18 protein-coding genes are annotated in these 25,663 nt (G+C 38.4%); 9 read left to right on the forward strand and 9 right to left on the reverse strand.

Going from position 1 to position 25,663, the window contains the following annotated elements:
* The first annotated feature begins 275 nt into the window (after positions 1 to 275).
* From ilvD to JM81_RS01105, 7 genes are all read left to right on the forward strand, one after another.
* Positions 276 to 1,952, forward strand: a complete 1,677-nt coding sequence (gene ilvD / locus JM81_RS01075; RefSeq protein WP_144800350.1) for a dihydroxy-acid dehydratase — start codon at positions 276 to 278, stop codon at positions 1,950 to 1,952.
* A gap of 96 nt (positions 1,953 to 2,048) precedes the next feature.
* A complete protein-coding gene (gene ilvB, locus JM81_RS01080; RefSeq protein ID WP_144800351.1) occupies positions 2,049 to 3,782 on the forward strand; it encodes a biosynthetic-type acetolactate synthase large subunit in 1,734 nt (577 codons plus the stop codon).
* Between the two features lie 18 nt (positions 3,783 to 3,800).
* The gene (locus tag JM81_RS01085; RefSeq protein WP_144800352.1) at positions 3,801 to 4,379 is read left to right on the forward strand and encodes an O-methyltransferase; all 579 of its coding nucleotides are present in this window, start codon (positions 3,801 to 3,803) and stop codon (positions 4,377 to 4,379) included.
* 59 nt (positions 4,380 to 4,438) lie between these two features.
* Positions 4,439 to 4,957: an acetolactate synthase small subunit gene (ilvN, locus tag JM81_RS01090; RefSeq protein WP_089261357.1), complete on the forward strand. Its 519-nt coding sequence runs from the start codon at positions 4,439 to 4,441 to the stop codon at positions 4,955 to 4,957.
* A 41-nt stretch (positions 4,958 to 4,998) separates the two neighbouring features.
* On the forward strand, positions 4,999 to 6,474 hold the full coding sequence (gene ilvC / locus JM81_RS01095) for a ketol-acid reductoisomerase (protein ID WP_144800353.1): 1,476 nt from the start codon (positions 4,999 to 5,001) through the stop codon (positions 6,472 to 6,474).
* Between the two features lie 157 nt (positions 6,475 to 6,631).
* A complete protein-coding gene (gene ilvA, locus JM81_RS01100) occupies positions 6,632 to 7,897 on the forward strand; it encodes a threonine ammonia-lyase (RefSeq protein ID WP_144800354.1) in 1,266 nt (421 codons plus the stop codon).
* An 86-nt stretch (positions 7,898 to 7,983) separates the two neighbouring features.
* On the forward strand, positions 7,984 to 9,570 hold the full coding sequence (locus JM81_RS01105) for an NADP-dependent glyceraldehyde-3-phosphate dehydrogenase (protein WP_089261354.1): 1,587 nt from the start codon (positions 7,984 to 7,986) through the stop codon (positions 9,568 to 9,570).
* A 30-nt stretch (positions 9,571 to 9,600) separates the two neighbouring features.
* Here JM81_RS01105 and JM81_RS01110 read toward each other — a convergent pair whose 3' ends face one another.
* Positions 9,601 to 10,239 (reverse strand): hypothetical protein, encoded by a 639-nt coding sequence (locus JM81_RS01110; protein ID WP_144800355.1) that lies wholly within the window; start codon positions 10,237 to 10,239, stop codon positions 9,601 to 9,603.
* A gap of 108 nt (positions 10,240 to 10,347) precedes the next feature.
* Positions 10,348 to 12,501, reverse strand: a complete 2,154-nt coding sequence (locus tag JM81_RS01115; RefSeq protein ID WP_144800356.1) for a TonB-dependent receptor — start codon at positions 12,499 to 12,501, stop codon at positions 10,348 to 10,350.
* A 251-nt stretch (positions 12,502 to 12,752) separates the two neighbouring features.
* Between JM81_RS01115 and JM81_RS01120 the strand changes: the two genes are divergently transcribed.
* Positions 12,753 to 13,952, forward strand: coding sequence for an MFS transporter (locus JM81_RS01120; RefSeq protein ID WP_089261351.1), 1,200 nt, complete (start codon positions 12,753 to 12,755; stop codon positions 13,950 to 13,952).
* 74 nt (positions 13,953 to 14,026) lie between these two features.
* Here the strand turns inward: JM81_RS01120 and JM81_RS01125 are convergent, their stop codons facing one another.
* The gene (locus JM81_RS01125; protein ID WP_144800357.1) at positions 14,027 to 15,802 is read right to left on the reverse strand and encodes a PAS domain-containing hybrid sensor histidine kinase/response regulator; all 1,776 of its coding nucleotides are present in this window, start codon (positions 15,800 to 15,802) and stop codon (positions 14,027 to 14,029) included.
* Entirely contained in the window at positions 15,799 to 16,932 is a 1,134-nt protein-coding gene (locus tag JM81_RS01130) for an FIST signal transduction protein (RefSeq protein WP_144800358.1), read from the reverse strand. Before JM81_RS01130 ends, JM81_RS01125 begins: the two co-directional genes overlap by 4 nt.
* Positions 16,933 to 17,279: 347 nt before the next feature.
* Here JM81_RS01130 and JM81_RS01135 point away from each other — a divergent pair, with 347 nt between their 5' ends.
* On the forward strand, positions 17,280 to 18,548 hold the full coding sequence (locus JM81_RS01135) for a serine hydrolase domain-containing protein (protein WP_144800359.1): 1,269 nt from the start codon (positions 17,280 to 17,282) through the stop codon (positions 18,546 to 18,548).
* A 74-nt stretch (positions 18,549 to 18,622) separates the two neighbouring features.
* On the opposite strand, the gene leuB is transcribed toward JM81_RS01135, so the two are convergent.
* The 5 genes from leuB to recG all read right to left on the reverse strand — a co-directional run bounded on the left by leuB (position 18,623) and on the right by recG (position 25,604).
* Positions 18,623 to 19,678 carry a 3-isopropylmalate dehydrogenase gene (leuB, locus tag JM81_RS01140; protein ID WP_089261347.1) on the reverse strand — a complete coding sequence of 352 codons (1,056 nt, stop codon included), beginning with the start codon at positions 19,676 to 19,678 and terminating at the stop codon, positions 18,623 to 18,625.
* 75 nt (positions 19,679 to 19,753) lie between these two features.
* Positions 19,754 to 21,268, reverse strand: a complete 1,515-nt coding sequence (locus JM81_RS01145) for an alpha-isopropylmalate synthase regulatory domain-containing protein (protein ID WP_144800360.1) — start codon at positions 21,266 to 21,268, stop codon at positions 19,754 to 19,756.
* Between the two features lie 26 nt (positions 21,269 to 21,294).
* Positions 21,295 to 21,891, reverse strand: coding sequence for a 3-isopropylmalate dehydratase small subunit (gene leuD, locus JM81_RS01150; RefSeq protein ID WP_089261345.1), 597 nt, complete (start codon positions 21,889 to 21,891; stop codon positions 21,295 to 21,297).
* Positions 21,892 to 21,974: 83 nt separating this feature from the next.
* Positions 21,975 to 23,393, reverse strand: coding sequence for a 3-isopropylmalate dehydratase large subunit (leuC, locus tag JM81_RS01155; protein ID WP_144800361.1), 1,419 nt, complete (start codon positions 23,391 to 23,393; stop codon positions 21,975 to 21,977).
* Positions 23,394 to 23,498: 105 nt separating this feature from the next.
* Positions 23,499 to 25,604 (reverse strand): ATP-dependent DNA helicase RecG, encoded by a 2,106-nt coding sequence (recG, locus tag JM81_RS01160; protein ID WP_144800362.1) that lies wholly within the window; start codon positions 25,602 to 25,604, stop codon positions 23,499 to 23,501.
* Between the last annotated feature and the right edge of the window lie 59 nt (positions 25,605 to 25,663).

Here is a 25,663-nt window from a genome sequence, read left to right on the forward strand (position 1 = left end):
GTAGGAATGATATAGCTTTTCATTATTGGAAAAAACCTGTATCAGATAAATTTGATACAGGTTTTTTTATAGAATCCAAAGGAAATGTTAGTTGATTTGAAGTATTGAATATGGTATAAATTACCTGTTTAATTAATTGAATTACAATTAGTTAAGTGATAATTAAATGAAATGAATTTATATTGTCCAATATTGTTAAAATTATAAACTTTTATAAACTTTTATCTTTGGTATACTAGCTGAACCTAACAAGATAAGCATACGAGAATTACATTATGGAATTGAACAAGCACAGTAAGAATGTAACCCAAGATCCAACACAACCAGCGGCACAAGCAATGCTTTACGCCATAGGTCTAACGGAAGATGATTTAAAAAAGCCGTTAATAGGTATAGGGAGTACTGGTTATGAAGGAAACCCCTGTAATATGCACCTAAATGATTTGGCACAGGAAGTAAAGACCGGTGTAAACGATAGTGGGTTGGTAGGTCTTGTTTTTAATACTATTGGTGTTAGTGACGGTATATCCATGGGTACTTACGGAATGCGTTATTCATTACCTTCTAGGGATATAATTGCTGATTCTATGGAAACGGTAGTGCAGGCCATGAACTATGATGGTTTGGTTACCGTGGTAGGTTGTGATAAAAATATGCCGGGAGCCTTAATGGCCATGATCCGTTTAAATAGACCATCTGTTTTGGTATATGGTGGTACTATAGCTTCAGGTTGTTTTAAGGATAAAAAGTTAGATGTCGTTTCCGCTTTTGAAGCTTGGGGAGAAAAAGTTGCTGGTACCATGAACGAAGAGGATTACAAGGGAGTTATCCAGAACGCATGTCCCGGAGCAGGTGCCTGTGGTGGTATGTATACGGCAAATACCATGGCATCCGCTATTGAGGCCTTAGGTATGGCCATGCCCTATAACTCTTCTAATCCGGCAATTGGAAAAGCAAAACAGAATGATGCCATACAATCAGGTAAGGCCTTGAGGACCTTGTTGGAAAAGGATATTAAACCAAGTGATATCATTACCCGTAAATCCCTTGAAAATGCAGTGCGTTTGTTAACGCTTTTAGGGGGGTCTACCAATGCCGTTCTCCACTTTTTGGCCATAGCCAAAGCCGCAGATGTAGAATTTACGCTTGATGATTTTCAGAAAATAAGTGACACCACCCCGTTTTTGGCAGATTTAAAGCCTAGCGGTAAATTTTTAATGGAAGATGTACACCGTGTGGGCGGGGTACCTGCGGTAATGAAATTTATGTTAGAAAACGGTATGCTGCATGGAGATTGCTTGACCGTTACCGGTAAGACCATTGCGGAGAATTTGGCAGAGCTACCTGGATTATTGGAGCATCAGCAAGTAATTAAACCGTTGAACAACCCTATTAAACCTACTGGGCATTTGCGTATTCTTTACGGAAACCTTGCCACGGAAGGTGCCGTTGCCAAAATTACCGGAAAGGAAGGCCTGTACTTCTCAGGACCGGCAAAGGTATATAATGACGAGTTTTTGGCAAATGCAGGTATAGGTAGGGGCGAAGTCAAGAAAGGAGATGTTGTGGTTATCCGGTATGAAGGGCCAAAAGGTGGACCTGGAATGCCAGAAATGTTAAAACCAACGGCGGCCATAATGGGTGCCGGACTGGGTAAGGATGTAGCCTTGATTACAGATGGTCGTTTCTCTGGTGGTACCCATGGTTTTGTGGTTGGCCACGTTGCGCCTGAAGCCCAAGATGGAGGAACAATTGGTCTTTTGGAAAATGGTGATATCATTACCATAGATGCGGAAAAGAATGAAATATCCGTGAACCTGACCGATGCGCAATTGGCAGAGAGAAGAAAGAATTGGAAACAACCGGAATTGAAAGTGAAAAGAGGTAGTTTATATAAATATGCCCGCATGGTATCATCGGCCTCGCAAGGTTGTGTTACAGATGAATTTTAAACAATTAAAAGTAGTATACTTTTAATTAAGTACTAGATGCAATATAATGTCGGGCAGGGTAATCAGTAATGCAATGCTTGAATTTGATCATTAATTATGGAAACAATAAAAGAGAAGAAGAAAGGTACAGCTGCCAAGAAAACTATCAAGATTTCTGGGGCAGAGGCATTAATTCATTGTTTATTGGCCGAAGGTGTCGATACAATGTATGGGTACCCCGGTGGTGCAATTATGCCCGTCTATGATGAACTATATAAATTTCAGGATAAACTTACACACATTCTTACCAGACATGAACAGGGCGCTACACATGCGGCCCAAGGGTATGCACGTGTTTCGGGTAAAGTTGGTGTGGCTATTGCTACTTCTGGTCCTGGTGCAACTAATTTGGTCACGGGTCTTGCAGATGCGCAAATAGATTCTACTCCAATGGTCTGCATTACAGGTCAGGTTACCAGACACTTACTTGGAACAGATGCCTTTCAGGAAACGGATATTATCGGTATTTCCACACCGGTTACTAAATGGAACTATCAGATTACCGAGGCTTCTGAAATTCCTGAAGTTATGGCAAAGGCGTTCTATTTGGCAAAATCTGGTAGGCCAGGTCCGGTATTGGTAGATATTACTAAAAATGCACAAATAGATGAATTGGATTTCTCCTATGAAAAATGTACCGGTGTAAGAAGTTATAAACCGGTTCCAAAACCAAGTGCAAAGGCAATTGAGGCTGCTGCAGAATTGATCAATGGTGCCAAGAAACCTTTTATTGTTTGGGGACAGGGCATTATTTTGGGACAGGCGGAAGATGAATTGAAAAAATTGGTCGAAAAAACGGGTATTCCTGCTGCATGGACCATCATGGGGGCATCTGCGTTAGATACCGCACATCCTTTAAATGTGGGTATGGTTGGTATGCACGGCAATTATGGCCCTAATCTATTGACCAATGAATGTGATGTATTGATCGCCATAGGTATGCGTTTTGACGATCGTGTAACGGGTAGGCTAGAGGATTATGCAAAACAGGCCAAAGTCATACATTTTGAAATTGATCCCGCAGAAGTCAATAAAAATGTTCATGCAGATGTAGCGGTTTTAGGAAATTCAAAAGAAACCTTAGGGTTGCTTCTACCTTTGTTGAACGAAAACAAGCATGATGCTTGGCATAACGAGTTCAAGGAGAAATATAAAATAGAGTTCGATACTATTATTAAGAACGATATCCACCCAACGAAGGAAGGACTGACCATGGGAGAGGTAATCGAAGAAATAAACCTGGCTTCCAATAATAAGGCCGTCATAGTATCAGACGTTGGTCAGCACCAAATGATTGCATGTAGATATGCCAAATTTTCACAATCCAAAAGTAATATTACTTCTGGCGGATTGGGTACTATGGGCTTTGCATTGCCCGCAGCCATAGGGGCAAAAATGGGTGCAATGGACAGGGAAGTGGTCGCAATTATAGGTGATGGAGGTTACCAAATGACTATTCAAGAACTTGGGGTGATCTTTCAGCATAATTTACCGGTCAAGATCGTTGTTTTGAACAATGAGCATTTGGGCATGGTTCGTCAATGGCAAGAATTGTTTTTTGATCGAAGATATGCGTCTACCGTAATGGTAAATCCAGATTTTGTAAAAATAGCGGAAGGTTATAGTATTGAGGCCAAACGAATCTCTGAACGTAAGGATTTAAAATCGACCATTCAGGAAATGATAGCTTCTGACAAACCTTACTTTTTGGAAGTGAAGGTAGAACAAGAGGATAATGTTTTTCCAATGATACCTTCCGGTGCTTCGGTATCTGAGGTTAGGTTAAAATAATAGGTAATAAACCTAACCATGATTGATACCAACATACAGGATATTCCAAAATTGCAAGAAGAGATACAGCAAAAATCCAAGGAAATTTGTTTTACGATGCCGTCAGACCTTTTTGTGGGCAGTTTTCTTAAGACCTTGATATCTTCAAAACCTGGAGGTAGATTCTTGGAAATCGGTACAGGTATTGGTCTAAGTCTTTCATGGATGATAGACGGTATGGATGCTTATGCTACTTTATTGTCAATAGATAATGATCAAGAGTTGATTTCGATAGCCACCCAATATTTTGGGGAGGACAAAAGGGTACAGCTTTTATGTAAGGATGCGGCAATTTGGATAAAGGAACATCAAGAAGATCGGTTCGATTTGATTTTCGCTGATGCATGGCCGGGTAAATACAGTGAAATCAATGAGGTCCTACAAATGCTGAACGTTGGTGGTTTTTATATCATAGATGATATGATGGAACAACCTAATTGGCCAGAAGGTCATTCAGACAATGTAACAGCACTTATTGCATATCTAGAACAAAGAAAAGACATACAATTGACAAAAATGAATTGGTCTACAGGCTTGATTATGGCTGTAAAAAAATAATATATAATAATAACGATACCATAAAATCCTTTTTTAAAAGGAGTAGGTAATGAAAGCTTATGGAAAATAAATGGTTTACGATATCGGTATATTCAGAAAACAATGTTGGATTACTGAACAGGATATCAGGAATATTCTTAAAGAGACATATTAATATAGAAAGTTTAAACGTCTCCAAATCTGAGATAGATGATGTCTCCAAGTTTACGATCGTAGCGCATACTACAGAAAAATGGGTACATAACATCGTAGGGCAGATAGAGAAACAAATTGAGGTAATTAAGGCATATTATCATACAGATGATGAAACTATTTACCAAGAGTCCGCCTTGTTCAAAATTGCTTCTGGTCTTTTGTTCGATGAACGTCAAATACAGAATATAATTAAGGATAACAATGCCCAAATAGTAACGGTGTCAAGAGATTTTTTTGTTATCGCCAAAAGCGGAAGAAGAAATGAAATCGATGAAATGCACGATCAGCTAAAACCTTATGGAATAATGCAGTTTGTACGTTCAGGCAGAATATCCGTTACCAAGGATGAAATGAAAATTTCTACCATTCTAAAAGAATTTTAATTAATAGAATTTTATCAATAATCAAATAAAGTAAATACAAAATGGCCAATTATTTTAATACGCTATCATTAAGGGATAAATTAACGCAACTTGGAAAATGCCGCTTCATGGATTCGTCTGAGTTTGCTGATGGTGTAAATGCTTTAAAAGGCAAAAAAATTGTAATCGTAGGTTGCGGTGCTCAAGGATTGAACCAGGGCTTGAACATGAGAGACTCCGGACTTGATATTTCCTATACGCTTAGAGATGCTGCAATTAAGGAAAAAAGGCAATCCTATGTCAATGCTACTGAAAACGGTTTTACCGTTGGGACCTATGAAGAATTGATTCCTAGTGCGGACGTAGTGATCAATCTTACTCCGGACAAGCAGCACACAGCTGTTGTTGGTGCGGTTATGCCATTGATGAAAAAAGGAGCCACATTATCATATTCTCACGGTTTTAATATCGTAGAGGAAGGAATGCAGATACGTGAGGACATAACAGTAATTATGGTGGCACCAAAATGTCCAGGTTCTGAGGTGCGCGAAGAATATAAAAGAGGTTTTGGGGTTCCTACATTAATTGCTGTTCATCCTGATAACGACCCTCAAGGAAAAGGTTTGGAGCAAGCCAAAGCATATGCAGTGGGTACGGGCGGTGATAGGGCCGGCGTATTAATGTCCTCTTTTGTTGCCGAGGTGAAATCAGATTTAATGGGAGAACAAACCATACTTTGTGGATTGTTACAGACCGGTTCAATTTTATGTTTTGATAAAATGATCGAAAAAGGTATAGACCCAGGTTATGCTTCTAAATTGATACAATACGGATGGGAGACTATCACGGAAGGTATGAAATATGGAGGTATCACCAATATGATGGATCGTCTTACCAACCCGGCCAAAATTAAGGCTTTTGAGTTGTCAGAAGAACTAAAGGATATAATGCGACCTTTATTTCAAAAACATATGGACGATATCATGACCGGTCATTTTTCCAAAACCATGATGGAGGATTGGGCCAATGATGATAAAAATTTATTGACTTGGAGAGCTGCCACTGGAGAAACAGCTTTTGAAAAAACACCTGCAGGTGATCAAGAAATTACCGAGCAGGAATTTTATGATAATGGTGTCCTTATGGTGGCCATGGTCAGGGCAGGTGTAGAGTTGGCTTTCGAGGCTATGACAGAATCTGGTATAATTGCCGAATCTGCTTACTACGAATCCTTGCATGAGACCCCATTGATTGCCAATACCATTGCACGTAAGAAATTGTTTGAGATGAACCGTGTAATTTCGGATACTGCAGAATATGGTTGTTATCTTTTTGATCATGCCTGTAAACCTTTATTGACAGATTTTATGAAAGGCATAGAAACCAACGTAATCGGTAAAAATTTCTCAGAGGGTATGGACAATGATGTGGATAATGCACAATTAATTGCCGTAAACAAGGCTTTACGTGAGCATCCTGTTGAAATTGTAGGTGCACGTTTACGTGAATCAATGACTGCCATGAAGCCTATTGTTTAGGGTTGGTATAGGAATACTAAAATTTAGATTGTCCGGTTAGGTACATTCCAAGAGTTACGATCTTAAGTAGTTTTGTTAACTTTAAGGAAGTGTTCCTGAGCGGACAATTTAGTTCGTGCCCACAGATAAATGTTCAAATAAATTATTTAATTGTTTTATGAAATCAGCGCAACCATCCTATCTGCCTAAATTGGACGATGTTAGGCATGCAGCCAAGGTAATCGCAGAGATAGCTGAAGAAACACCTTTAACCGAAAGTATTAGGCTGTCAAAGCAATATGGGTGTCAAATTAGGTTAAAACGTGAGGATCTACAACGGGTACGCTCTTATAAAATTAGGGGTGCGTTCAATAAAATAAGTGCATTATCAAATGAAGACAGAGCTAAAGGTGTCATTTGTGCAAGTGCAGGAAATCATGCACAAGGGGTGGCATTTGCCTGTTTTCATTTAAAGATACAGGGAACTATATATATGCCTTCGGTTACACCAAAACAGAAAGTTGAGCAAACTAAATTATTTGGTGGTGAGTGGGTGGAGATTGTTTTGGAAGGGGATACTTTTGATGATGCTTCGTTGGCAGCAAATAAATATGGAGCACGAACGGGTAAAATATTCGTACATCCTTTTGATGATCCAAAAATTATTGAAGGTCAGGCTACGGTTGGTCTGGAACTGATCTCTCAATCCAAAGCACCAATAGATTATCTGTTTGTTTGTATTGGAGGTGGCGGGTTGGCTTCTGGGCTAATTAGTGTTTTTAGCGAACTTTCACCTAATACCAAAATTATTGGCGTAGAACCAAAAGGAGCGCCTTCCATGAAAGCATCAATTGAGGCAGGAGAAATAATTGCACTGGAAGATATAGATAAATTCATAGATGGTGCCGCGGTGAAAAAAGTGGGCCGGTTGACCTATCCTATTTGCAATTGGTATTTAAATGATATGATTACTGTTGATGAGGGTATGGTATGCCAGACCATTTTAGACCTATACAATAGAGATGCCATTGTGGTAGAGCCTGCCGGTGCTTTGTCTATTGCGGCATTGGATCAGTATAAGGACAAAATTAGGGGTAAGAACGTAGTTTGTATCATTGGCGGCAGTAACAACGATATCACCAGGACAGCTGAAATAAAGGAGCGGGCGTTGTTATATGGTAAACTAAAGCATTATTTTATCATACGATTTCCACAGCGACCGGGAGCGTTAAAGGAATTTGTTGTGGATATTTTAGGGCCTACGGATGATATCACACATTTTGAATATTCAAAAAAATCAAGCAGGGAAAATGCACCAGCGGTCGTTGGGATAGAGCTAAAGGACCCTAAAGACCTAAAGCCCCTAATAGAACGCATGAAAACTAACAATTTTTATGGAGATTATATAAATGATAAACCAGATTTGTTTGAATATTTGGTTTAAACTACTTTTAATCTTCCATGTTCCTGTATCGTTATATAGGCATTAAAAAGAAAAGCATATCATCAATCATAGATAAATAAAAAATAATGGGCGATATAAAAATTCCACAAGAATTTCAGATTACATCAACAATTGATCAACGACATTATTTGGTCAATGGAGAACTAAAAGAATGGAAAGGTGAAACAACGGAAGTCTACTCTACCATATCCTCAACTAAGGAATACAAACCCACTTTATTGGGTAGTATCCCAGATTTACAGGAAGCAGAAGCCTTAGATGCTTTAAATGGTGCTCTAGGTGCCTACGATAAGGGACAGGGGGTTTGGCCGACCATGCATGTAAAAGATCGTATAGAATGTATGGAGGTTTTCGTAGAAAAAATGAAGACCAAAAGAGATGAAATCGTGAAATTGTTAATGTGGGAAATTGGTAAATCATTACCGGATTCGCAAAAAGAATTTGATCGTACGGTAGAGTATATTGAGGATACTATTGAAGATTATAAACAACTTGATCGCGATGCGGCAAAGTTCACCAAGCATGACGGGGTTTATGCACATATAAAAAGGGGACCGTTGGGCGTAGTCCTTTGTCTTGGGCCTTACAACTATCCGTTAAACGAAACCTTTGCTTTGCTTATTCCCGCAATTATCATGGGTAATACAACCATCTTTAAACCGGCAAAGCACGGCGTACTTTTAATCACCCCACTACTAGAAGCGTTCCAAACAAGTTTTCCCAAAGGTGTGGTCAATGTACTATTTGGCCGTGGTAGAACCGTTGCGGCTCCTATAATGCAAACCGGAAAGGTAGATGTGCTTGCTTTGATCGGTAATAGTAAATCTGCAAATGCTCTACAAGAGCAACACCCAAAAAGTAATAGGTTGAGACTGGTACTTGGACTGGAAGCTAAAAACCCTGCCATAATATTGCCTGATGCAGATTTGGAACTGACCATAAATGAATGTTTGGCCGGTACGCTATCTTTTAACGGTCAACGTTGTACCGCATTAAAAGTGGTCTATGTTCATGAGGATATTCGTGAAAAGTTCAATGATAGCTTTGCCAAAAAAGTCGATGAGCTTAAATTTGGAAACCCTTGGGAGAATGGTGTAAAATTAACGCCACTACCAGAACCCGGAAAACCAGATTATATACAGGAATTGATTGATGACGCGCTATCTAAAGGAGCCAAAATTCTAAACAAGAAAGGTGGTAAACGATATGATAACTATATATGGCCAGCCGTTTTATATCCGGTAACCAAAGATATGCGCGTATATAAGGAGGAGCAGTTTGGTCCTATTATTCCAATTGTACCTTTTTCGGATATTGAAGAACCTTTGGACGATATGGCAGCCAGCAATTATGGGCAACAGGTAAGTCTTTTTGGAAAAGATGTGTATGCATTGTCTCCACTGATAGATACTTTGGTAAACCTTGTTTGTAGGGTAAACTTGAACAGTTCTTGTCAAAGAGGTCCGGATGTTTATCCGTTTACGGGCCGTAAAGATTCTGCCCAAGCTACCCTTAGTGTTCATGATGCCTTGCGTTCATTCTCTATACGGACTTTCGTGGCCTTTAAGGATAATGAACTGAATACGGAAATCGTAGAACAATTATTGGAAGCAAAGCTTTCTAATTTTGTAAGTACGGACTATATCTTATAGCCATTTCAAAATTGAATATAAAAACCTCTCCTATTCGGGAGAGGTTTCTTTTTTACAATTGGCACTTATTTCCTTTGCTCTGTCCAAGCCAGAGTATGGATAATACTTAATGGTCTGCTCTTCTTCTTGAAACAACCCAATTGCCCGTTCAATATCCGCACAGAAGGGAGCAATTGATTTTCCAAAGAATCTTGCCGACCCCATATCCCATTCAGCTTTGCTTAGGACTACCCTTGGGTTATTTGGAGCTATCTTTTGTGTTTTATCATAAATGGCGGCATTTTCTGCTGAAAGCGTCATTCCGTATTTTGCGCCATCAAATGCAATGTAAGCTGTATTTAACAGGGCATAGGAAATGAGTATTTCAGGATTGTTTTCAGATATTTCAGAAGCAGCATCCAAAAAAGTTTTGGCCCTTGTAAGTTTTGTGGTCAGTAAAGCTTCGTCCTTTAATCCAAAACTACTGACTATCTCAATAAGGCCAGCATAGTAAGGGGGTAACCAATTGTCGCTTTCAGCGGCTGCAATTCGTTCAAAGAGTTGAACGGCTTCGGTATTCTTTTGATCCTGCCAAAGGGCAAAGGCATTGTTCATCCCTGTTTCATAAGGCGTTTGTGCCGTTAATTGAAGAGTAAGGACGAATGCGCTAATTACTAATAAAGTTCTCATAATATTTAATGTTTAATTATTGTTTTGTTATTCAAATATCCAGGTATTCAAAGCTGTTTAATAATAACGTTGACCCAGTTGTTGATTAATGGTATTGAATTGTAATTATTACAGATTATCAAGTTGATTATCATTTTTATTCTTGCTAATGGTCCAGAAGAATCCTACGAAAAAGAAGCGGTCTGCTGCAGGCGTAATTGTTCTTCTTTCAAAAATGCCGTTCGTATTTGGTTGATCGGTATATTGATATCCATTAATATTTTTGGTGCCCAATACATTACTTACGGATAGGAAAAGTATCTTCTGTTGGTCAATTAAATAGGCATAATTCACATTTAATGAATTAAAGCTTTTAGCCTTCTCCAATAAGAATCCTCCTTTATTGGGGTCGGTATATGTACGGCCCGATGCAAAATTATAACTGAACCCAATCTGACTTTTCCATTTTTCTACCCATCTTTTCACTACAAGGGATGCATTGTGTTTGCTGGCAAAATTTGGAGTTGCGGTATTGGGGTAGTTTTGGTAGTTCCTTTCTGTGTCCAAAAATGAGTAGGACATCCAATATTCTGTGTTTTTAATTGTTTTATTGTCCCTCCAAAAGAGATCTAGACCCTTGGCAAAGCCATTACCATTGTTATTAAAAATAGATGAAGGCAAGGCAAACTCCGTATTATATTTTACCAAATTGCCATAATCTTTATAATAGGCTTCGGCCCTGAATATTTGTTTGTTTTTTACATATTGGTAGTTGGCAATATAATGAGACGTTTTTTCCGCAGTAAAATCAGCGTTGTATATGAGATACCCATTTTTTGGGTTCTGGAAAAATTCACCGTAGGCCAAAGAGAACTGTGCATTTTCTCCAGATTTATAAGCTAATGATACTCTAGGTGATAAATTAAATTCTTGTAATAATGATGAGTATTCAGCACGTAAACCAATTTTGGTAGCTAATCTTTTAGAGAAAAAAATATCCGTTTCCACAAAACTGGCCAAAAGGTTGTTGTTGAATGTATAGCCTGTATTTACGGTGTTGTCTCTATAATTTTCCTTGAAATCCGTTATAAAATATTCTGCTCCAAAATTTAATTTATATCTACTGGAAAAATATTTTTGCAATGCAATCTTTAAATGCGCGGAATTTTCTATATCCGTAATATTAGACGAGTTTAAGGTTATATCAGTTTGATCGTTGGCAAAGCTTACCCCAGAAGAAAAGCTCCACTCTTTTTCCAGAAAGTCTTGATATGATGAATTAATGTAGAGGTTATTATTTTTAAGACCAAACCTAACACCGTTAACCTCATTGATATCCGCTTGCGTCAATTCAAAATTTGAAGCACTGTAGGCTCCGTATACTTTTAATAGTCCCTCGTTTTGAAATCTATACCGGTAAACAGCTTCCCCACCAAAAGATTCAACTGGTTTGTGCCATTCGTTATTGTCTGGATATAAATGTTGATATGGCGCTAGATTAATGTAGTTTGTATTTATGCTTAATGCACTTTTCTTCCATTTTTGCGTATTTCCAAGACCTGCGCCTACTGTCATCAATGAAATTTCCGTTTTTTCCTCTTGCGGTTCATTGATACTATTTAAAAGTAATACACTGGACAAGGCTTGTCCGTATTCTGCAGAATAGCCCCCAGTGGAAAATGTAATCCCCTTAAAAAGAAAAGGGGAAAGTCTACCCCTTGCAGGAATATTGTTTGCAGATGGGGAGTAGGGTGTAAATACACGCATACCGTCTACAAATATTTGGGTTTCTTCGGCATCGCCACCTCGTACAAAGAGTCTGCCGTCTTCGGCAACATTAGAGGTTCCTGGTAATGTTTGTAATGCCCCCACAAAATCCCCAAGGGCACCTGCCGTGGTTACTATATCCAATGGTTTTAACGCGGTAACCTTTGCATTGTCCCCGGCCTTGAACGTTCCGGCATTTACGGTAACGGCATCCAATGTGTTTACATCATCCCTTAATTTAATGGTGATGTTTGTAAATGTGGTTACATCCGCTGTTTTTGAAAAGGTCTCATAGGATATGGACGAAGCGATCAGTGTCTGCATACCTGTAGCATTGGTATTAAAGGAGAATATGCCAGATTCATTGGTGGCTGTACCATCATAGGTGCCACTTAGATAAATATTTACACCCATTATGGGCGTTTCGTTATGGTCCAGCACTCTTCCGGATACCGTAGTCTGTGCGGCTAAGCTAATATGGACTAGTGTTAGTACACATAATAATAGTGTTTTCATGTTGATTGTTTTTTTTTGATTGATACCGCAAATATGTGTCGCAATGGATATTTTCTGGAAAATGATTTTCCCAGTTGTAGAAATTTTGGGCTGAATTGTAGTTAGGGGAGGTATGTAATACTCAGGTAAGGGTAATTATTTACATAAATGTGGTAATTAATATGATTTCTTGCCGACATATGCGTTCTAACTTTGTCCTTTTAATTATGAGCTTTAATTAGATTGTTGAAGTAAGAACTAAAATTAAAAGTATGGAAACAATAAAATCAAACAAGAAAGCATTGTTCGCTTTGGCCATCGGAGGTTTTGGAATAGGACTTACCGAATTTGTGATTATGGGAATTTTGACGGAGGTTTCCGGTTCTTTAGGTATTACTATACCGCAAGCCGGTCACTTTATTGCGGCCTATGCCTTAGGGGTGGTGGTAGGGGCGCCGCTGCTTACAGGTATGGGTGCCAAACTTAGCCCAAAGAAAATGCTGTTTTTATTGATGATTTGGTTTACGGTATTCAATACACTTTCTGGACTGGCTTCCGGTTATTCAAGTCTACTGTTTTTAAGATTTTTGTCCGGTATTCCCCATGGTGCTTTTTTTGGAATAGGAGCAGTAGTAGCTACAAAGCTTGCGAAAAAAGGAAAAGCGGCACAGGCCATATCCATAATGTTTTCAGGTTTAACGGTGGCCAATGTCATTGGTGTTCCCATAGGAACTTACTTAGGACAACAGTTTAGCTGGAGCGTATCATTTTACCTTGTTGGTTTTGTGGGCTTGTTAGCTTTGGGCAGTATATACTTATGGATGCCCAAAATTGAGGTTGAGGAATCAAGTGAAAAGGTTACTGTAGCACAAGGATTGAAAAATACGGAACTTTGGGCTTTAATAGCGCTTACCACTATTGGTACCGGAGGATTTTTTGCATGGTACAGTTATGTTGCTCCCCTTATCACCAATGTGGCCGGATTACCTGAACATTTTGTAGGGTATGCCATGATGTTGGCCGGTCTGGGAATGGTGGCAGGAAATTTTTTAGGTGCTAAAATGGCAGAGCTGCTTTCCCCTTTAAGAGCGGTTATAATAAGCCTTTCTATGATGTGCGCCATTTTATTGGCCAATATGGTCATTGCTACCAATCCGTATTTGTTAATGGTAATGACCTTTGTAATAGGTGCAATTTCGTTTACCGTGGCAACCCCTATACAAATGGCGATCATTAATACTTCTAAAGGGTCGGAAATGTTGGGTTCTTCTATGAACCAGAGTGCTTTTAATATGGGAAATGCATCCGGTGCCTATTTAGCGGGGCTTCCAATGGCATTTGGTTACGGCATTTTATATAGTAGTTTGGTTGGGGCTTTGCTAGCCTTTTCCGGGGTGATGATTGCAGTGGCAATTCTACTAGTAAGAAAAAGAAGGGCAATTAAATATAGAAAAATGGCTATTAGCTGTTGATATAATATAATGCGAAGAAGAAAAAGGAACTTAAAATATAAGTTCCTTTTTTTATGCTCGATCATTTATAAATTTTATGTATTTTCTTTAACATTACCTATCAAGATTTCAGAAATGGTATGGTATAGTTCATTAGGATTAAAGGGTTTGCAAATTAGACCGTTCATTCCATGACTAAGTAAATCCTTTTTAATACTTTCTCCTGTAGATGCGGATAGTGCATAAATTGGTATGGTCTGATTGTGAATACTTTCCGAAGCCCTAATGGCCAAACTAGCATCATAACCATTCATTACAGGCATCTGAAGGTCCATAAGAATAAGGTCGTATTCCTTTTTGAATGCGTATTGTACCGCAACTTTACCATCTATTGCCACATCATAATCAACCCCCCATTTTTTGAGGAATTTTTCAATTAAAAAGATATTGATCTTATTGTCCTCAACTACCAATATCTTATAACCTTGCAGTTTTTTAGAATCTTCCAAGTCATTTGTTCCTAAAGCGGAATTGTTTTCTTCCTGAAGAATAGAAGCAATAGGATTTCCTTTTCTAAAGTCCAATTCAAAACTAAAACAAGAGCCCACATTTGGTGTGCTCTCTACCTTAATGGATGTGCCCATAAGTTGTAATAGGCGTTGGCAGATGGCTAGGCCCAGACCTGTACCTCCATATATTCTAGTTGTACTTACATGTGCCTGTGCAAAGGATTCAAAGATTTTATCAATTTTATCGCTTTCGATCCCAATACCCGTATCGTTCACAGAAAATAAAAGTTTTGTATTATTCTCCGTTTCGTTAAGTACTTCAACTTCCAAAGAAACGGTTCCATGTTCCGTAAACTTTATTGCATTGCTTACCAAATTGGTCAGTATTTGTGACAAGCGGGTACTGTCACCGATCATGGTATCCTGCAATAGGGAATCTTTTTTAATTTGAAATGAAATTCCTTTTTTGGATGCCTTATTGGTAAAAATACTTTGTACCGTATTCAATACTTGTTTTAAGCTAAAATTAGCTTTTTCCAGTTCTAGGGAACCTGCGGCAATTTTATCGTAATCAAGAATATCGTTTACAACCCCTAATAGGTGTTCAGAAGAATATTTTAGGGTGCTCAAATTTTCTATCTGTTCTTGTTTTGGATTTTCAATGAGCAATAAATGGGCAATACCTATAACCGCATTAAGAGGTGTCCTGATTTCATGGGACATGGTGGACAAAAATTCGCTTTTAGCCTTATTGGCCTTTACTTCTTTTTCCCTAGCCTTGATCAGTTCATATTCCGTTAACTTAAGATTGGTAATATTTACGATGGTGCCTATGTATCCTTCTACTTTTCCGGAGTCAGATTTAATTCCCTTTATAGTAAATTCCAACCAAATTCTATCACCATTTTTACCTAGGGATTCCAATGTTCTATTAAATGTATTTGCTTCTGGATTATGAAGGTCCAACAAATTGGAATATGGTTTACCGTTTACATTCTTTAAACATTCCTCGATGGATTTACCAATAGATTCCTTTACGCTTAAACCGGTCATCTCTTCCCAAGCGGAATTTAGATAGGACCATCGTCCGGAAAGATCAATTTCAAAGATGACATCCTTAATGTTGCTTGCCACCTTGGTCAACTGACTGGTAACTTCTTCAACATTATTTTTTAATTGTAAGTTTCTTAGATACAATTCTTTTGAACTTTCTTCAAGAATGGTTTCTGCATGCTGCATATCTGCATCCATTACTTTATAGCTGTTATCAACCATATGAAGTAATGGTGCTATTATGTCAAGAACCTTTTGGTCAAGATTCAGTTCACATAATTGTCTTTGTAGTCTTCTATGGTACTTCATAGTTCAGAAAATGTAGTGACACACATGGTCAAGTTATGTAAAGAGGTTTTTGGTTTTTCAAAAAAGGGTGATATCTCACCATAAGAATAAAATCCAATAGATTTTGTAGTGGAAGGAAATTGCTGAACAACGGCCTCCACTTCTTCTTTGGCCAATTTGCCCAAGACCTTTCTTCTGCCGGCACAACTTATAAGGATGGCCAGTTCATGCTCATGTTTGTTTTGTTGCGCAATTGTTTTTGCTGCATTTTCCGCACCTAGGATTAGCCGATCAACATTGGCTTTCATAATACGCACATAGGAGCCTATAGGAATCTCCTCTGCCATTATCAAACTTTTATTGGATTCGTCAATATCCAATAATGCTCTGATTACAGGATTGGAATGATCTTTGTTCCTAACTTTTATAGGATGTTTAAAACCAAATTGTTTTACATCGGATAATATATTAGGCTCTACCACAGATTTGTAAAAGTCAAGGGCTGGTAGGCCGTCTATTTCCAGGATTTGGTTCTTTTCTGATTTAGTGACCAGACACTCAACTCCATAACTGTCCCAACCGCCCTGTGCATTGTAATTTACTTGTAACCGGTCACCATACATGGCAAGGGCAATTACCCTATTTCGTTTTAATGAGCCCTGATCTATAATATAGTTGGAACCGATATAGGATTCCCTACCCGCTAATCCTCCGGTAACGCTTATGTGCGATTTTAATTTATGATTAATACCCTTTAGTAGGTTAGAGGCATGTAAGGTCTGCACATCTGAAATGAGAAAAATATGTTTTAAGTCTTCTTGGTCTATGTCCTGTACGAACTTATTGCCCACATCAAAATACTGACTTACATCCGTTGGTAGGTCTTTGGCATAAAGTTTTACCTTAGTGCCATTAAACTTCACTGCCGATAATACAATACTATCATCTATTACTTGCTGGTCTATTATTTCTCCTGCAGTAGTGCCACCAATGATTATGGCCTGAGTATATTTTTGCTGAATACTGGTTAGTGCCTTATCTATATCCTCAAACTTCAATGAAGCAAATAGGAAGATTACATCTGGAACAAATGTTAGGGAAAGCGCCTCTATTTGCGCTTGGGAAGTTATAAGTTGTTGAAATATTCTCATATTTTGTAAGAAAATGACTACAATTTATATAACGTAACATTTTTAAAAATAATATGTAACACTCGTTTTTTTTGAAATTCTAGCATGTTGATTTAAGGATAGCTGTTTTAATTAAAATACATAGCATTGAACTTTGTTTTGTGTTTGTATCTAGAAATTTTTCTTATTAAAATTTTAATGTAATTGGAAAACTTAATACTGCGTGTTTATGTAGGTCTATGCAATTGCGACCAATAAAATATAAGAAGTATGGTTATGGCAAAACCTGTTAAAATTTTCAATTAGCTAACTATAACGGTACTTAAAAGTAAATTTTTACGTTCTTAAAAAACCAAATCTTTACTATAGTGAAACAAACCAAACTGTTTTTAGGCGTTTTGACCTTCGTAATTATTCTAATGCTTTTGACCTCTTCATCGGTACAACCAAGCAATGTAGAAGTGATTGTTCCCATTGATAAATCTGTTAAAACCTTAGCGGAAAAGCATGAAATAGAACTTTATACGTTTCAAAAAAATGCATTGAAGCAGGCTTTAAAAGATTATTTTAAAGAAGCTATCCGATCAGGGGATATTGTTGGGGTCGGCGTAAGTATTGTAAGAGGAGATTCCATTATCATTTCTGATGGTTTTGGAAAACGAAAGGTAGATGATTCCAAAGAAGTGGATGGGGAAACCTTATTTAGGCTAGGTTCCATTTCCAAAGGCTTTACCGGCATTCTTGCAGCGAATTTGGACAATGAGGGTATATTGCAATTAGATGATAGGGTAACCACATACCTGCCTGACTTTAAGTTTGGAAATCAACAGAATACACAACGAATTAAAATTGCACATTTGCTTTCCCATACAACGGGTACACCATATCATAGTTACACAGATTTGGTCGAAGCGGGTCTGCCCATGTCATCAATTAGTAAAAAATTCAGTTCCATTGATCCTATTAATGTACCTGGTACGCAGTATAGTTACCAGAATGCCATGTTCTCTGTAGCTCAAGAAGTGATGCTGAAAGCAACAGGTAATGATATACAAACGTTGTTGACCAATAAATTTTTTGAACCTCTTGGCATGAATGCCATATCCATGGATCATGAAACGTTGATCTATACCAATAATATTGCTTTTCCACATGTTAAAAGAGGACAAAAATGGAAAACCTTAACTCCCAAGGATAATTATTACAATGCTATAGCGGCTGGTGGAATCAATGCCAATTCCAAGGATATGGCAAAGTGGATGCGATTTTTGTTGGGACATAACCCAAATGTAATGACCAAAGCACAGATTAAAGCGGCATTTACACCTTTCATTGAGTTAAAAGGGCATCATAAATATTATCAGAAATGGCCTGGACATGTAAAATCTGCTTATGGATTTGGTTGGAGAATACATACCGTTAAAGAAAAGGATAATGCTCCCGAAGAAACCATTTGGCATCACGGTGGTAGCGTAAATAATTATAGAAATGAAATTGCTCTTTTTCCTGATGCTGATTTGGGTATTTGTGTATTGATCAATGGACCGTCTAAATTGGTCAAAACCGTGGTGCCGGATTTACGCGCTATAGTTAAAGGTATTTACGAGCAAAAAATAGAGAATGCTTCCAGTATTTAAGATATTCATTACTATTAATAAAAAAATCCCTTTGAAATTTTCAAAGGGATTTTTTTATTATGTGGGTATTTAATTTAAATGTTGCTTGCCAACCAGTCACCAACTTCACTGGTCTTATAGCTCTTGCCACCATCTGCAAGATCTTCTGTTACATAACCCTCGGCCAAAGATTTATTGACTACGCGCCTGATCTCTTCTGCTTCGGTTACAAGTTCTAAATCTTCGAACAACATAGCGGCAGAAAGAACAGTTGCCAATGGGTTGGCAATATCCTTACCAGCTGCTTGTGGGTAAGAACCATGTATAGGCTCATATAGAGATACTTTACTTCCTACGGAAGAAGAGGGCATAAGACCCATGGAGCCCGCAATGACAGAAGCTTCATCCGTTAGGATATCACCAAATAGATTTGCGGTAATGATTACATCATATCCTTTTGGCCATTGGATCAATCTCATGGCTACGGCATCAATAAATTCATAGGAAACTTCAACTTCTGGATATTCTTTTTCCAAACCTTGTACGGTTTCTCTCCAAAGTCTAGAGGATTCCAATACATTGGCCTTGTCCACACAACATAATTTTTTGGAACGTTTCATGGCCATATCAAAACCTTTCCTAGCCAAACGTTCTATTTCAAAACGTTGATAGGTCATGGTATCAAAGGCGGTATTTCCATCATCTTTTCGTCCACGTTCCCCAAAATAGATTCCACCGGTCAATTCCCTTAGGATAATTAAATCCGTTCCTTCAATACGATCTCTTTTTAAAGGCGATTTGTCTATTAACGAAGGAAATGTAAACGTAGGCCTAACATTGGCAAACAGCCCTAATTTTTGCCTCATTTTTAACAATCCTTGTTCCGGACGCACTTTTGCCGATGGATCATTGTCAAAACGTGGATGGCCAATTGCGCCAAACAAAACCGCATCTGCACTGGCGCAAATTTCATGGGTCTCATCTGGGTAAGGTTCACCTACGGCATCGATAGCTGCAGCTCCTGTCAAAGCAGGTTTCCAGCTGATTTCATGGTCGTATTTTTTTGCAATGGCATCACATACCTTTACTGCTTGATCAATAACTTCCGGACCGATACCATCACCGGCCAATAAGGCAATATTTAATTTCATGGTCTAATTGCTTTTCGCTTTTCGCTATGCGCTACACGTTATACGGTCATCGTATTACGTTTAAGCTATTTATTATTAAATTATATTCAACATTTTTTCGGTGGCTTTAATGGCACTCACCGTTTGGTCGGAATCCAACCCTCTAGAGGTGAATTCCTTCCCGTCCAGTTCCCAGGTGATCACTGTTTCGCATAATGCATCTGAAGTACTTCCAGGTGGTATTCTTACTGCGTAATCCGTTAATTTTGGAAGGGGTATTTTTTTTGCAATGTATACTTTTTTAAGAGCATTCATAAAAGCATCATATTGTCCATCACCTTGGGCATGTGCCTCAATAATTTTTCCGTCAATTTCAACGGAAAGGGTAGTGGAGGGCATAAGTCCTTTGGCGTGGGTGAGCACATATGATTTTATAAATACTTTTTGCTTATAATCTGCTGTATCCAACACATCAGATATGATAAAAGGAAGATCGTCTTTGGTAACACGCTCTTTTTTATCGCCCAATTCAATAATTCTAGCGGTAACCTTTTTTAACTCTTCATTGTTCAAGGTCAAACCTAATTCCTGTAAATTCTTTTGAATATTTGCCTTACCGGACATTTTCCCTAATGCATATTTACGCTTTCTTCCAAAACGCTCAGGCATAAGGTCGCTAAAGTATAAATTCTTTTTACTGTCTCCATCTGCATGAATTCCGGCGGTTTGTGTAAATACATTATCGCCCACAATAGGCTTATTCGCAGGTATGGTAAAACCGGTGAAGGCTGAAACCAATTTACTCACTTTATATAATGAGGTTTCATTTACATTGATGGTAACCTCTGGTAAAAAATCGTTGATTACGGCAATGGCACTTGCCATAGGGGCATTGCCTGCTCGTTCTCCCATACCGTTTACGGTAAGGTGAAGCCCATGGCAGCCTGCTTTAACGGCCTCCATAATATTGGCTACTCCTAGGTCATAATCGTTATGGCCATGAAAATCAAAATGTAAATCTGGATATTTTTGTACAATTTCCGTTAAAAACGCATACGTTTCAGTATGTGTCAATATACCCAAAGTATCCGGTAAAAGAATTCTTTTTACGTTTTGTGTGGATAGAAAATCCAAAAACTGAAATACATATTCCTTTGAGTTGCGCATGCCGTTGCTCCAATCCTCTAGGTAGATATTGTTTATAATACCTCTTTCCGTAGCTTGATTGAAGATTTCCTCAATTTCGGCAAAATGTTGTTCAGGTGTTTTCTTTAATTGATATTTTAAATGGTTCATTGATCCTTTGGTCAACAAATTCTGGGATATTGCGCCAGATTTCTGCATCCAATCCAATGATATGCCACCATCAACAAAGGTTAGGACCTCAACACGCTCTAGATATCCACTAGCGGCAGCCCATTCCGTAATTTTCTGTACGGCTTCCAACTCACCATCAGATACACGTGCAGATGCAATTTCAATACGATCAACCTTTAATTCTTCCAATAGAAGTTTTGCCAAGGTCAATTTTTCCGATGCAGAAAAGGAAACGCCCGAGGTTTGTTCACCATCCCTTAGGGTGGTATCCATGATTTCCAATTTTCTTTTCATTAGTGTGTTCCGTTATGAAAATTGGATTATAGCGGGGTGTTTTCTGCAAAGGTCTCAATATCCTTTTTAATGTTTAAAAGGTAATCGATATCATCAAAACCATTTAACATATTGTTCTTCTTGTAGTCATTGATGTCAAAAGACTCGCTTTCCCCTGTTGGCAACAATGTTATTTTTTGTTCTGGCAAATTGATTTCTAATTGGGTAGAAGGGTCTGCCTCTATGGCGTCAAAGATTTTCTGTAAAAACTCTGCGCTTACCTGTACGGGTAAAACTCCAATATTTAAACAGTTGTTTCTGAAAATATCTGCAAAGAAACTAGATACTACACATCTGAAACCATAATCATAAACCGCCCAAGCAGCATGTTCACGAGATGAACCCGAACCAAAGTTTTTGCCGCCAATCAATATTTTACCACTGTATTTATCTTGGTTAAGGACAAAATCTTCCTTTAAGGTATTATCTTGATTATATCTCCAGTCTCTGAAAAGATTATCACCAAAACCAACACGCTCAGTTGCCTTTAAAAATCGTGCAGGTATAATTTGATCCGTATCTACATTTTCAATAGGTAGGGGGACTGCTGTTGAAGTTAATATGTTGAATTTATCGTATGCCATTTTTCTTTAATTTTTCGTTGATAGTTATTTGTTGTTGGTGAGCTGGTTTAGTATTGTAAAAATCTACAATTGACCAACAACCGTTAACCTGCAACCATTTCTTCCATTAATTCTCTAGGGTCTGTTACTTTACCGGTTACGGCCGCTGCTGCTGCAACTAACGGACTTGCCAATAATGTTCTTGATCCTGGGCCTTGTCTTCCTTCAAAATTTCTGTTGGATGTACTTACTGCCAATTTACCGGCAGGTACCTTATCATCATTCATAGCCAAACATGCTGAACAACCAGGCTCACGAAGCTCAAATCCGGCTTCTGTCAAAATATCCAATATACCCTCTTCCTTAATGGCGGTTTCTACTTTATGCGATCCGGGTACGAGCCAAGCGGTTACGTTGCTCGCTTTTTTTCTACCTTTTACAATAGAGGCAAAAGCCCTAAAATCCTCAATACGGCCATTGGTGCAACTTCCTAGGAACACAAAATCTATTGGTTTGCCCATCATGCTGTCTCCTTCATTGAAATCCATATATTTCAATGATTTTTGGTAGGTAGTAGCACCACCTTGTACAGCACTTGCCATTGGAATATCGTTAGAGATACCCATTCCCATACCTGGGTTGGTACCGTAGGTAATCATAGGTTCGATCAATGAGCCGTCAAAAGTCAATTCCTTATCAAAAATAGCATCCTCATCTGTATACAACGTTTCCCAATAGGCCATTGCCTTGTCCCAATCCGCACCTTTTGGTGTAAACTCACGACCTTTTATATATTCAAACGTTTTTTCGTCAGGAGCGATCATACCGCCACGGGCACCCATTTCAATACTTAGGTTACAAACGGTCATACGACCTTCCATACTCATTTCCCTGAAAATTTCACCTGCATATTCTACAAAATAACCTGTTGCACCAGAAGTAGTCAGTTGAGAGATAATGAATAGAGCAATATCTTTAGGTGTAACCCCTTTACTCATTTTCCCGTTGATATTGATACGCATTCTCTTTGGCTTGGGCTGCATAATACACTGTGTAGCCAATACCATTTCAACTTCAGATGTACCAATACCAAAAGCAATTGCTCCAAAAGCACCATGGGTAGAGGTGTGTGAATCTCCACAAACTATGGTAGCGCCCGGCTGGGTAATACCATATTCAGGTCCTACAACATGTACAATACCATTTTTTGCATGCCCCAATCCCCAATAGGAAATACCATATTCATTGGCATTTTCCTCCAACATTTTTAATTGGTTTGCAGAAAGTGGATCTGCAACAGGTAGATGTTGGTTGATCGTAGGAGTATTATGGTCAGCCGTTGCAAACGTTTTCTCTGGGTGCATAACAGGAATGTTTCTGTTCTTAATGCCTAGAAAAGCAACCGGGCTGGTTACTTCATGTACCATATGTCTGTCAATGAACAGCACATCTGGACCATCTTGTATTTTATGTACTACGTGGGAATCCCACACTTTGTCAAATAATGTTTTTGTTGCGCTCATATTCTATATAATCTAAGTGCACAAATCTATTAAAACCAAGGGTTTTTTGGAAATTAACACCATCCTAAATTACGATGTTCAACGGTAAAAGTGTTAAAAATAAAACTAACTGATATATGTCCAGATATTTTTATGCTTTACCAATTGGGCATACATATGTCTGATAATTAGATTTTCAGGTTTACTTAGCGTAGGGTCTTCCTTTAATAATTGAAGCGCATGGTAACGTGCAGTTTTAAGGATGTCATTATCTTTTACGATATCCGCAATCTTTAGGTTTAGCAGTCCGCTTTGTTGGGTGCCCATAATATCACCCGGACCACGGAGTTTAAGATCTACTTCTGCAATTTCGAACCCATCATTGGTGGCCACCATTGTTTCCAATCGGGTTTTGGAATCATTGGATAACTTATGTCCGGTCATTAGAATACAATAACTTTGATCGGCACCTCGCCCTACACGACCTCGTAACTGATGTAACTGTGATAGACCAAAACGTTCTGCGCTCTCAATTATCATAACAGATGCATTTGGTACGTTGACCCCAACTTCAATAACGGTCGTTGCCACCATAATTTGTGTCTCACCTTTTACAAAACGTTCCATCTCATAATCCTTGTCCGCCGGTTTCATTTGCCCGTGTACAATGCTTATCTGATATTTTGGTTGTGGAAAATCGCGCACAATACTTTCATAGCCATCCATAAGGTCTTTATAATCCATTGCTTCGGATTCTTGTATTAATGGATATACTACATAAACTTGACGTCCTTTGTCAATTTCATCCCGTATAAAGCGGAATACCTTTAACCTGTTGCCATCATAACGATGAACGGTCTTGATAGGTTTACGGCCAGGAGGCAGTTCGTCAATGACGGAAATATCCAAATCGCCGTATAAACTCATGGCCAATGTTCTTGGTATTGGTGTAGCTGTCATGACCAGAATGTGTGGCGGAAATTCATTTTTATGCCAGAGTTTGGAGCGTTGGGCAACGCCAAAACGGTGTTGTTCGTCAATTATGGCCATACCCAGGTTTTTATACCTGACCTTATCTTCCAAGAGTGCATGGGTACCTATAAGAATGTTCAGTTCCCCATTTTCAAGTTGCTCATGAATAGGTTTTCTAGCCGACTTTTTAACCGATCCCGTAAGTAGGGAACATGTAATTTCGGTTCCTTTCAATAAATCTGAAATGCCTTGAAAATGTTGATTGGCCAAAATTTCGGTAGGCGCCATTAAACAGGCTTGAAATCCGTTATCAATGGCCAAAAGCATGGTCATTACCGCCACAATAGTCTTTCCCGAGCCCACATCGCCCTGTAATAATCTATTCATTTGGGCATTACTGCCAAGGTCTGCCCGTATTTCCTTGATTACCCGTTTCTGTGCTCCGGTTAGCTCAAAAGGTAATTTATTGGTGTAGAAATCATTAAAATATTCACCGACTTCATGAAAGGGAAATCCTTTAATTTTCTTTTTACGTGAAACATTTTTTCCGATTAACTGTAATTGGATATAGAAGAGTTCCTCAAATTTTAGCCTAAACTGTGCCTTGGCCAGAAGCTCTTGACTTTTAGGAAAATGGATATTGAACATTGCTTCTGGTTTGGGCAATAATTTAAGCTCATCTAACAGTTTGTTGGACAGGCTTTCTGAGAATCTACCACCAATTTCCATAAACAGTTGCTGCATGAGTTTACTGACAACCTTATTTGTAATTCCCTTGTTGCTTAATTTTTCTGAGGAAGGATATACAGGCTGTATATACACTTTAGTACCTTGTTGATGTTCCTTTAAAGGTTCCATTTCCGGATGGGCCATAGAAAAAGTACCGTTATACCAATTACATTTCCCAAAGATGACATAGGGTATGTTCAACTTAAGATTTTCGCGAATCCATTTTTGTCCCCTAAACCAAACCAGTTCCATTTCACCGGTCTCATCTATAAAGCGCGCAACCAATCTAGAGCCCTTTTTTTGCTCTAAGGTTTTTATATGAACGATTTTGCCAATTACCTGTACATCTGCATTGCTACGTTGTAATTGACCAATTTTATAATATTGGGTCTTATCAATATATCTGTTGGGGAAAAGGTTTAAAAGGTCTTGGTATGTGGATACGCCAATTTCTGAAGCCAAAATTTCTGCCCTATTGGGTCCAACCCCTTTTAAATATACTATTGGCGTTTGCAGAAAACTGTTGTTCATAACACGAATTTAGATCTAAACACGTTTAAGTACAAGTAGCTATGCATTTTTGCTGAAAA

The organism is Maribacter sp. MAR_2009_72 (assembly GCF_007827235.1).
Classification (GTDB): Bacteria; Bacteroidota; Bacteroidia; order Flavobacteriales; family Flavobacteriaceae; genus Maribacter; species Maribacter sedimenticola.

What these genes read in the sequence shown, in the direction of transcription:
- ilvD (WP_144800350.1), top strand. Translation starts at nt 276, where the DNA reads ATGGAATTGAACAAGCACAGTAAGAATGTAACCCAAGATCCAACACAA.
- ilvB (WP_144800351.1), top strand. Translation starts at nt 2,049, where the DNA reads ATGGAAACAATAAAAGAGAAGAAGAAAGGTACAGCTGCCAAGAAAACT.
- JM81_RS01085 (WP_144800352.1), top strand. Translation starts at nt 3,801, where the DNA reads ATGATTGATACCAACATACAGGATATTCCAAAATTGCAAGAAGAGATA.
- ilvN (WP_089261357.1), top strand. Translation starts at nt 4,439, where the DNA reads ATGGAAAATAAATGGTTTACGATATCGGTATATTCAGAAAACAATGTT.
- ilvC (WP_144800353.1), top strand. Translation starts at nt 4,999, where the DNA reads ATGGCCAATTATTTTAATACGCTATCATTAAGGGATAAATTAACGCAA.
- ilvA (WP_144800354.1), top strand. Translation starts at nt 6,632, where the DNA reads ATGAAATCAGCGCAACCATCCTATCTGCCTAAATTGGACGATGTTAGG.
- JM81_RS01105 (WP_089261354.1), top strand. Translation starts at nt 7,984, where the DNA reads ATGGGCGATATAAAAATTCCACAAGAATTTCAGATTACATCAACAATT.
- JM81_RS01110 (WP_144800355.1), bottom strand. Translation starts at nt 10,239, where the DNA reads ATGAGAACTTTATTAGTAATTAGCGCATTCGTCCTTACTCTTCAATTA.
- JM81_RS01115 (WP_144800356.1), bottom strand. Translation starts at nt 12,501, where the DNA reads ATGAAAACACTATTATTATGTGTACTAACACTAGTCCATATTAGCTTA.
- JM81_RS01120 (WP_089261351.1), top strand. Translation starts at nt 12,753, where the DNA reads ATGGAAACAATAAAATCAAACAAGAAAGCATTGTTCGCTTTGGCCATC.
- JM81_RS01125 (WP_144800357.1), bottom strand. Translation starts at nt 15,802, where the DNA reads ATGAAGTACCATAGAAGACTACAAAGACAATTATGTGAACTGAATCTT.
- JM81_RS01130 (WP_144800358.1), bottom strand. Translation starts at nt 16,932, where the DNA reads ATGAGAATATTTCAACAACTTATAACTTCCCAAGCGCAAATAGAGGCG.
- leuB (WP_089261347.1), bottom strand. Translation starts at nt 19,678, where the DNA reads ATGAAATTAAATATTGCCTTATTGGCCGGTGATGGTATCGGTCCGGAA.
- JM81_RS01145 (WP_144800360.1), bottom strand. Translation starts at nt 21,268, where the DNA reads ATGAAAAGAAAATTGGAAATCATGGATACCACCCTAAGGGATGGTGAA.
- leuD (WP_089261345.1), bottom strand. Translation starts at nt 21,891, where the DNA reads ATGGCATACGATAAATTCAACATATTAACTTCAACAGCAGTCCCCCTA.
- leuC (WP_144800361.1), bottom strand. Translation starts at nt 23,393, where the DNA reads ATGAGCGCAACAAAAACATTATTTGACAAAGTGTGGGATTCCCACGTA.
- recG (WP_144800362.1), bottom strand. Translation starts at nt 25,604, where the DNA reads ATGAACAACAGTTTTCTGCAAACGCCAATAGTATATTTAAAAGGGGTT.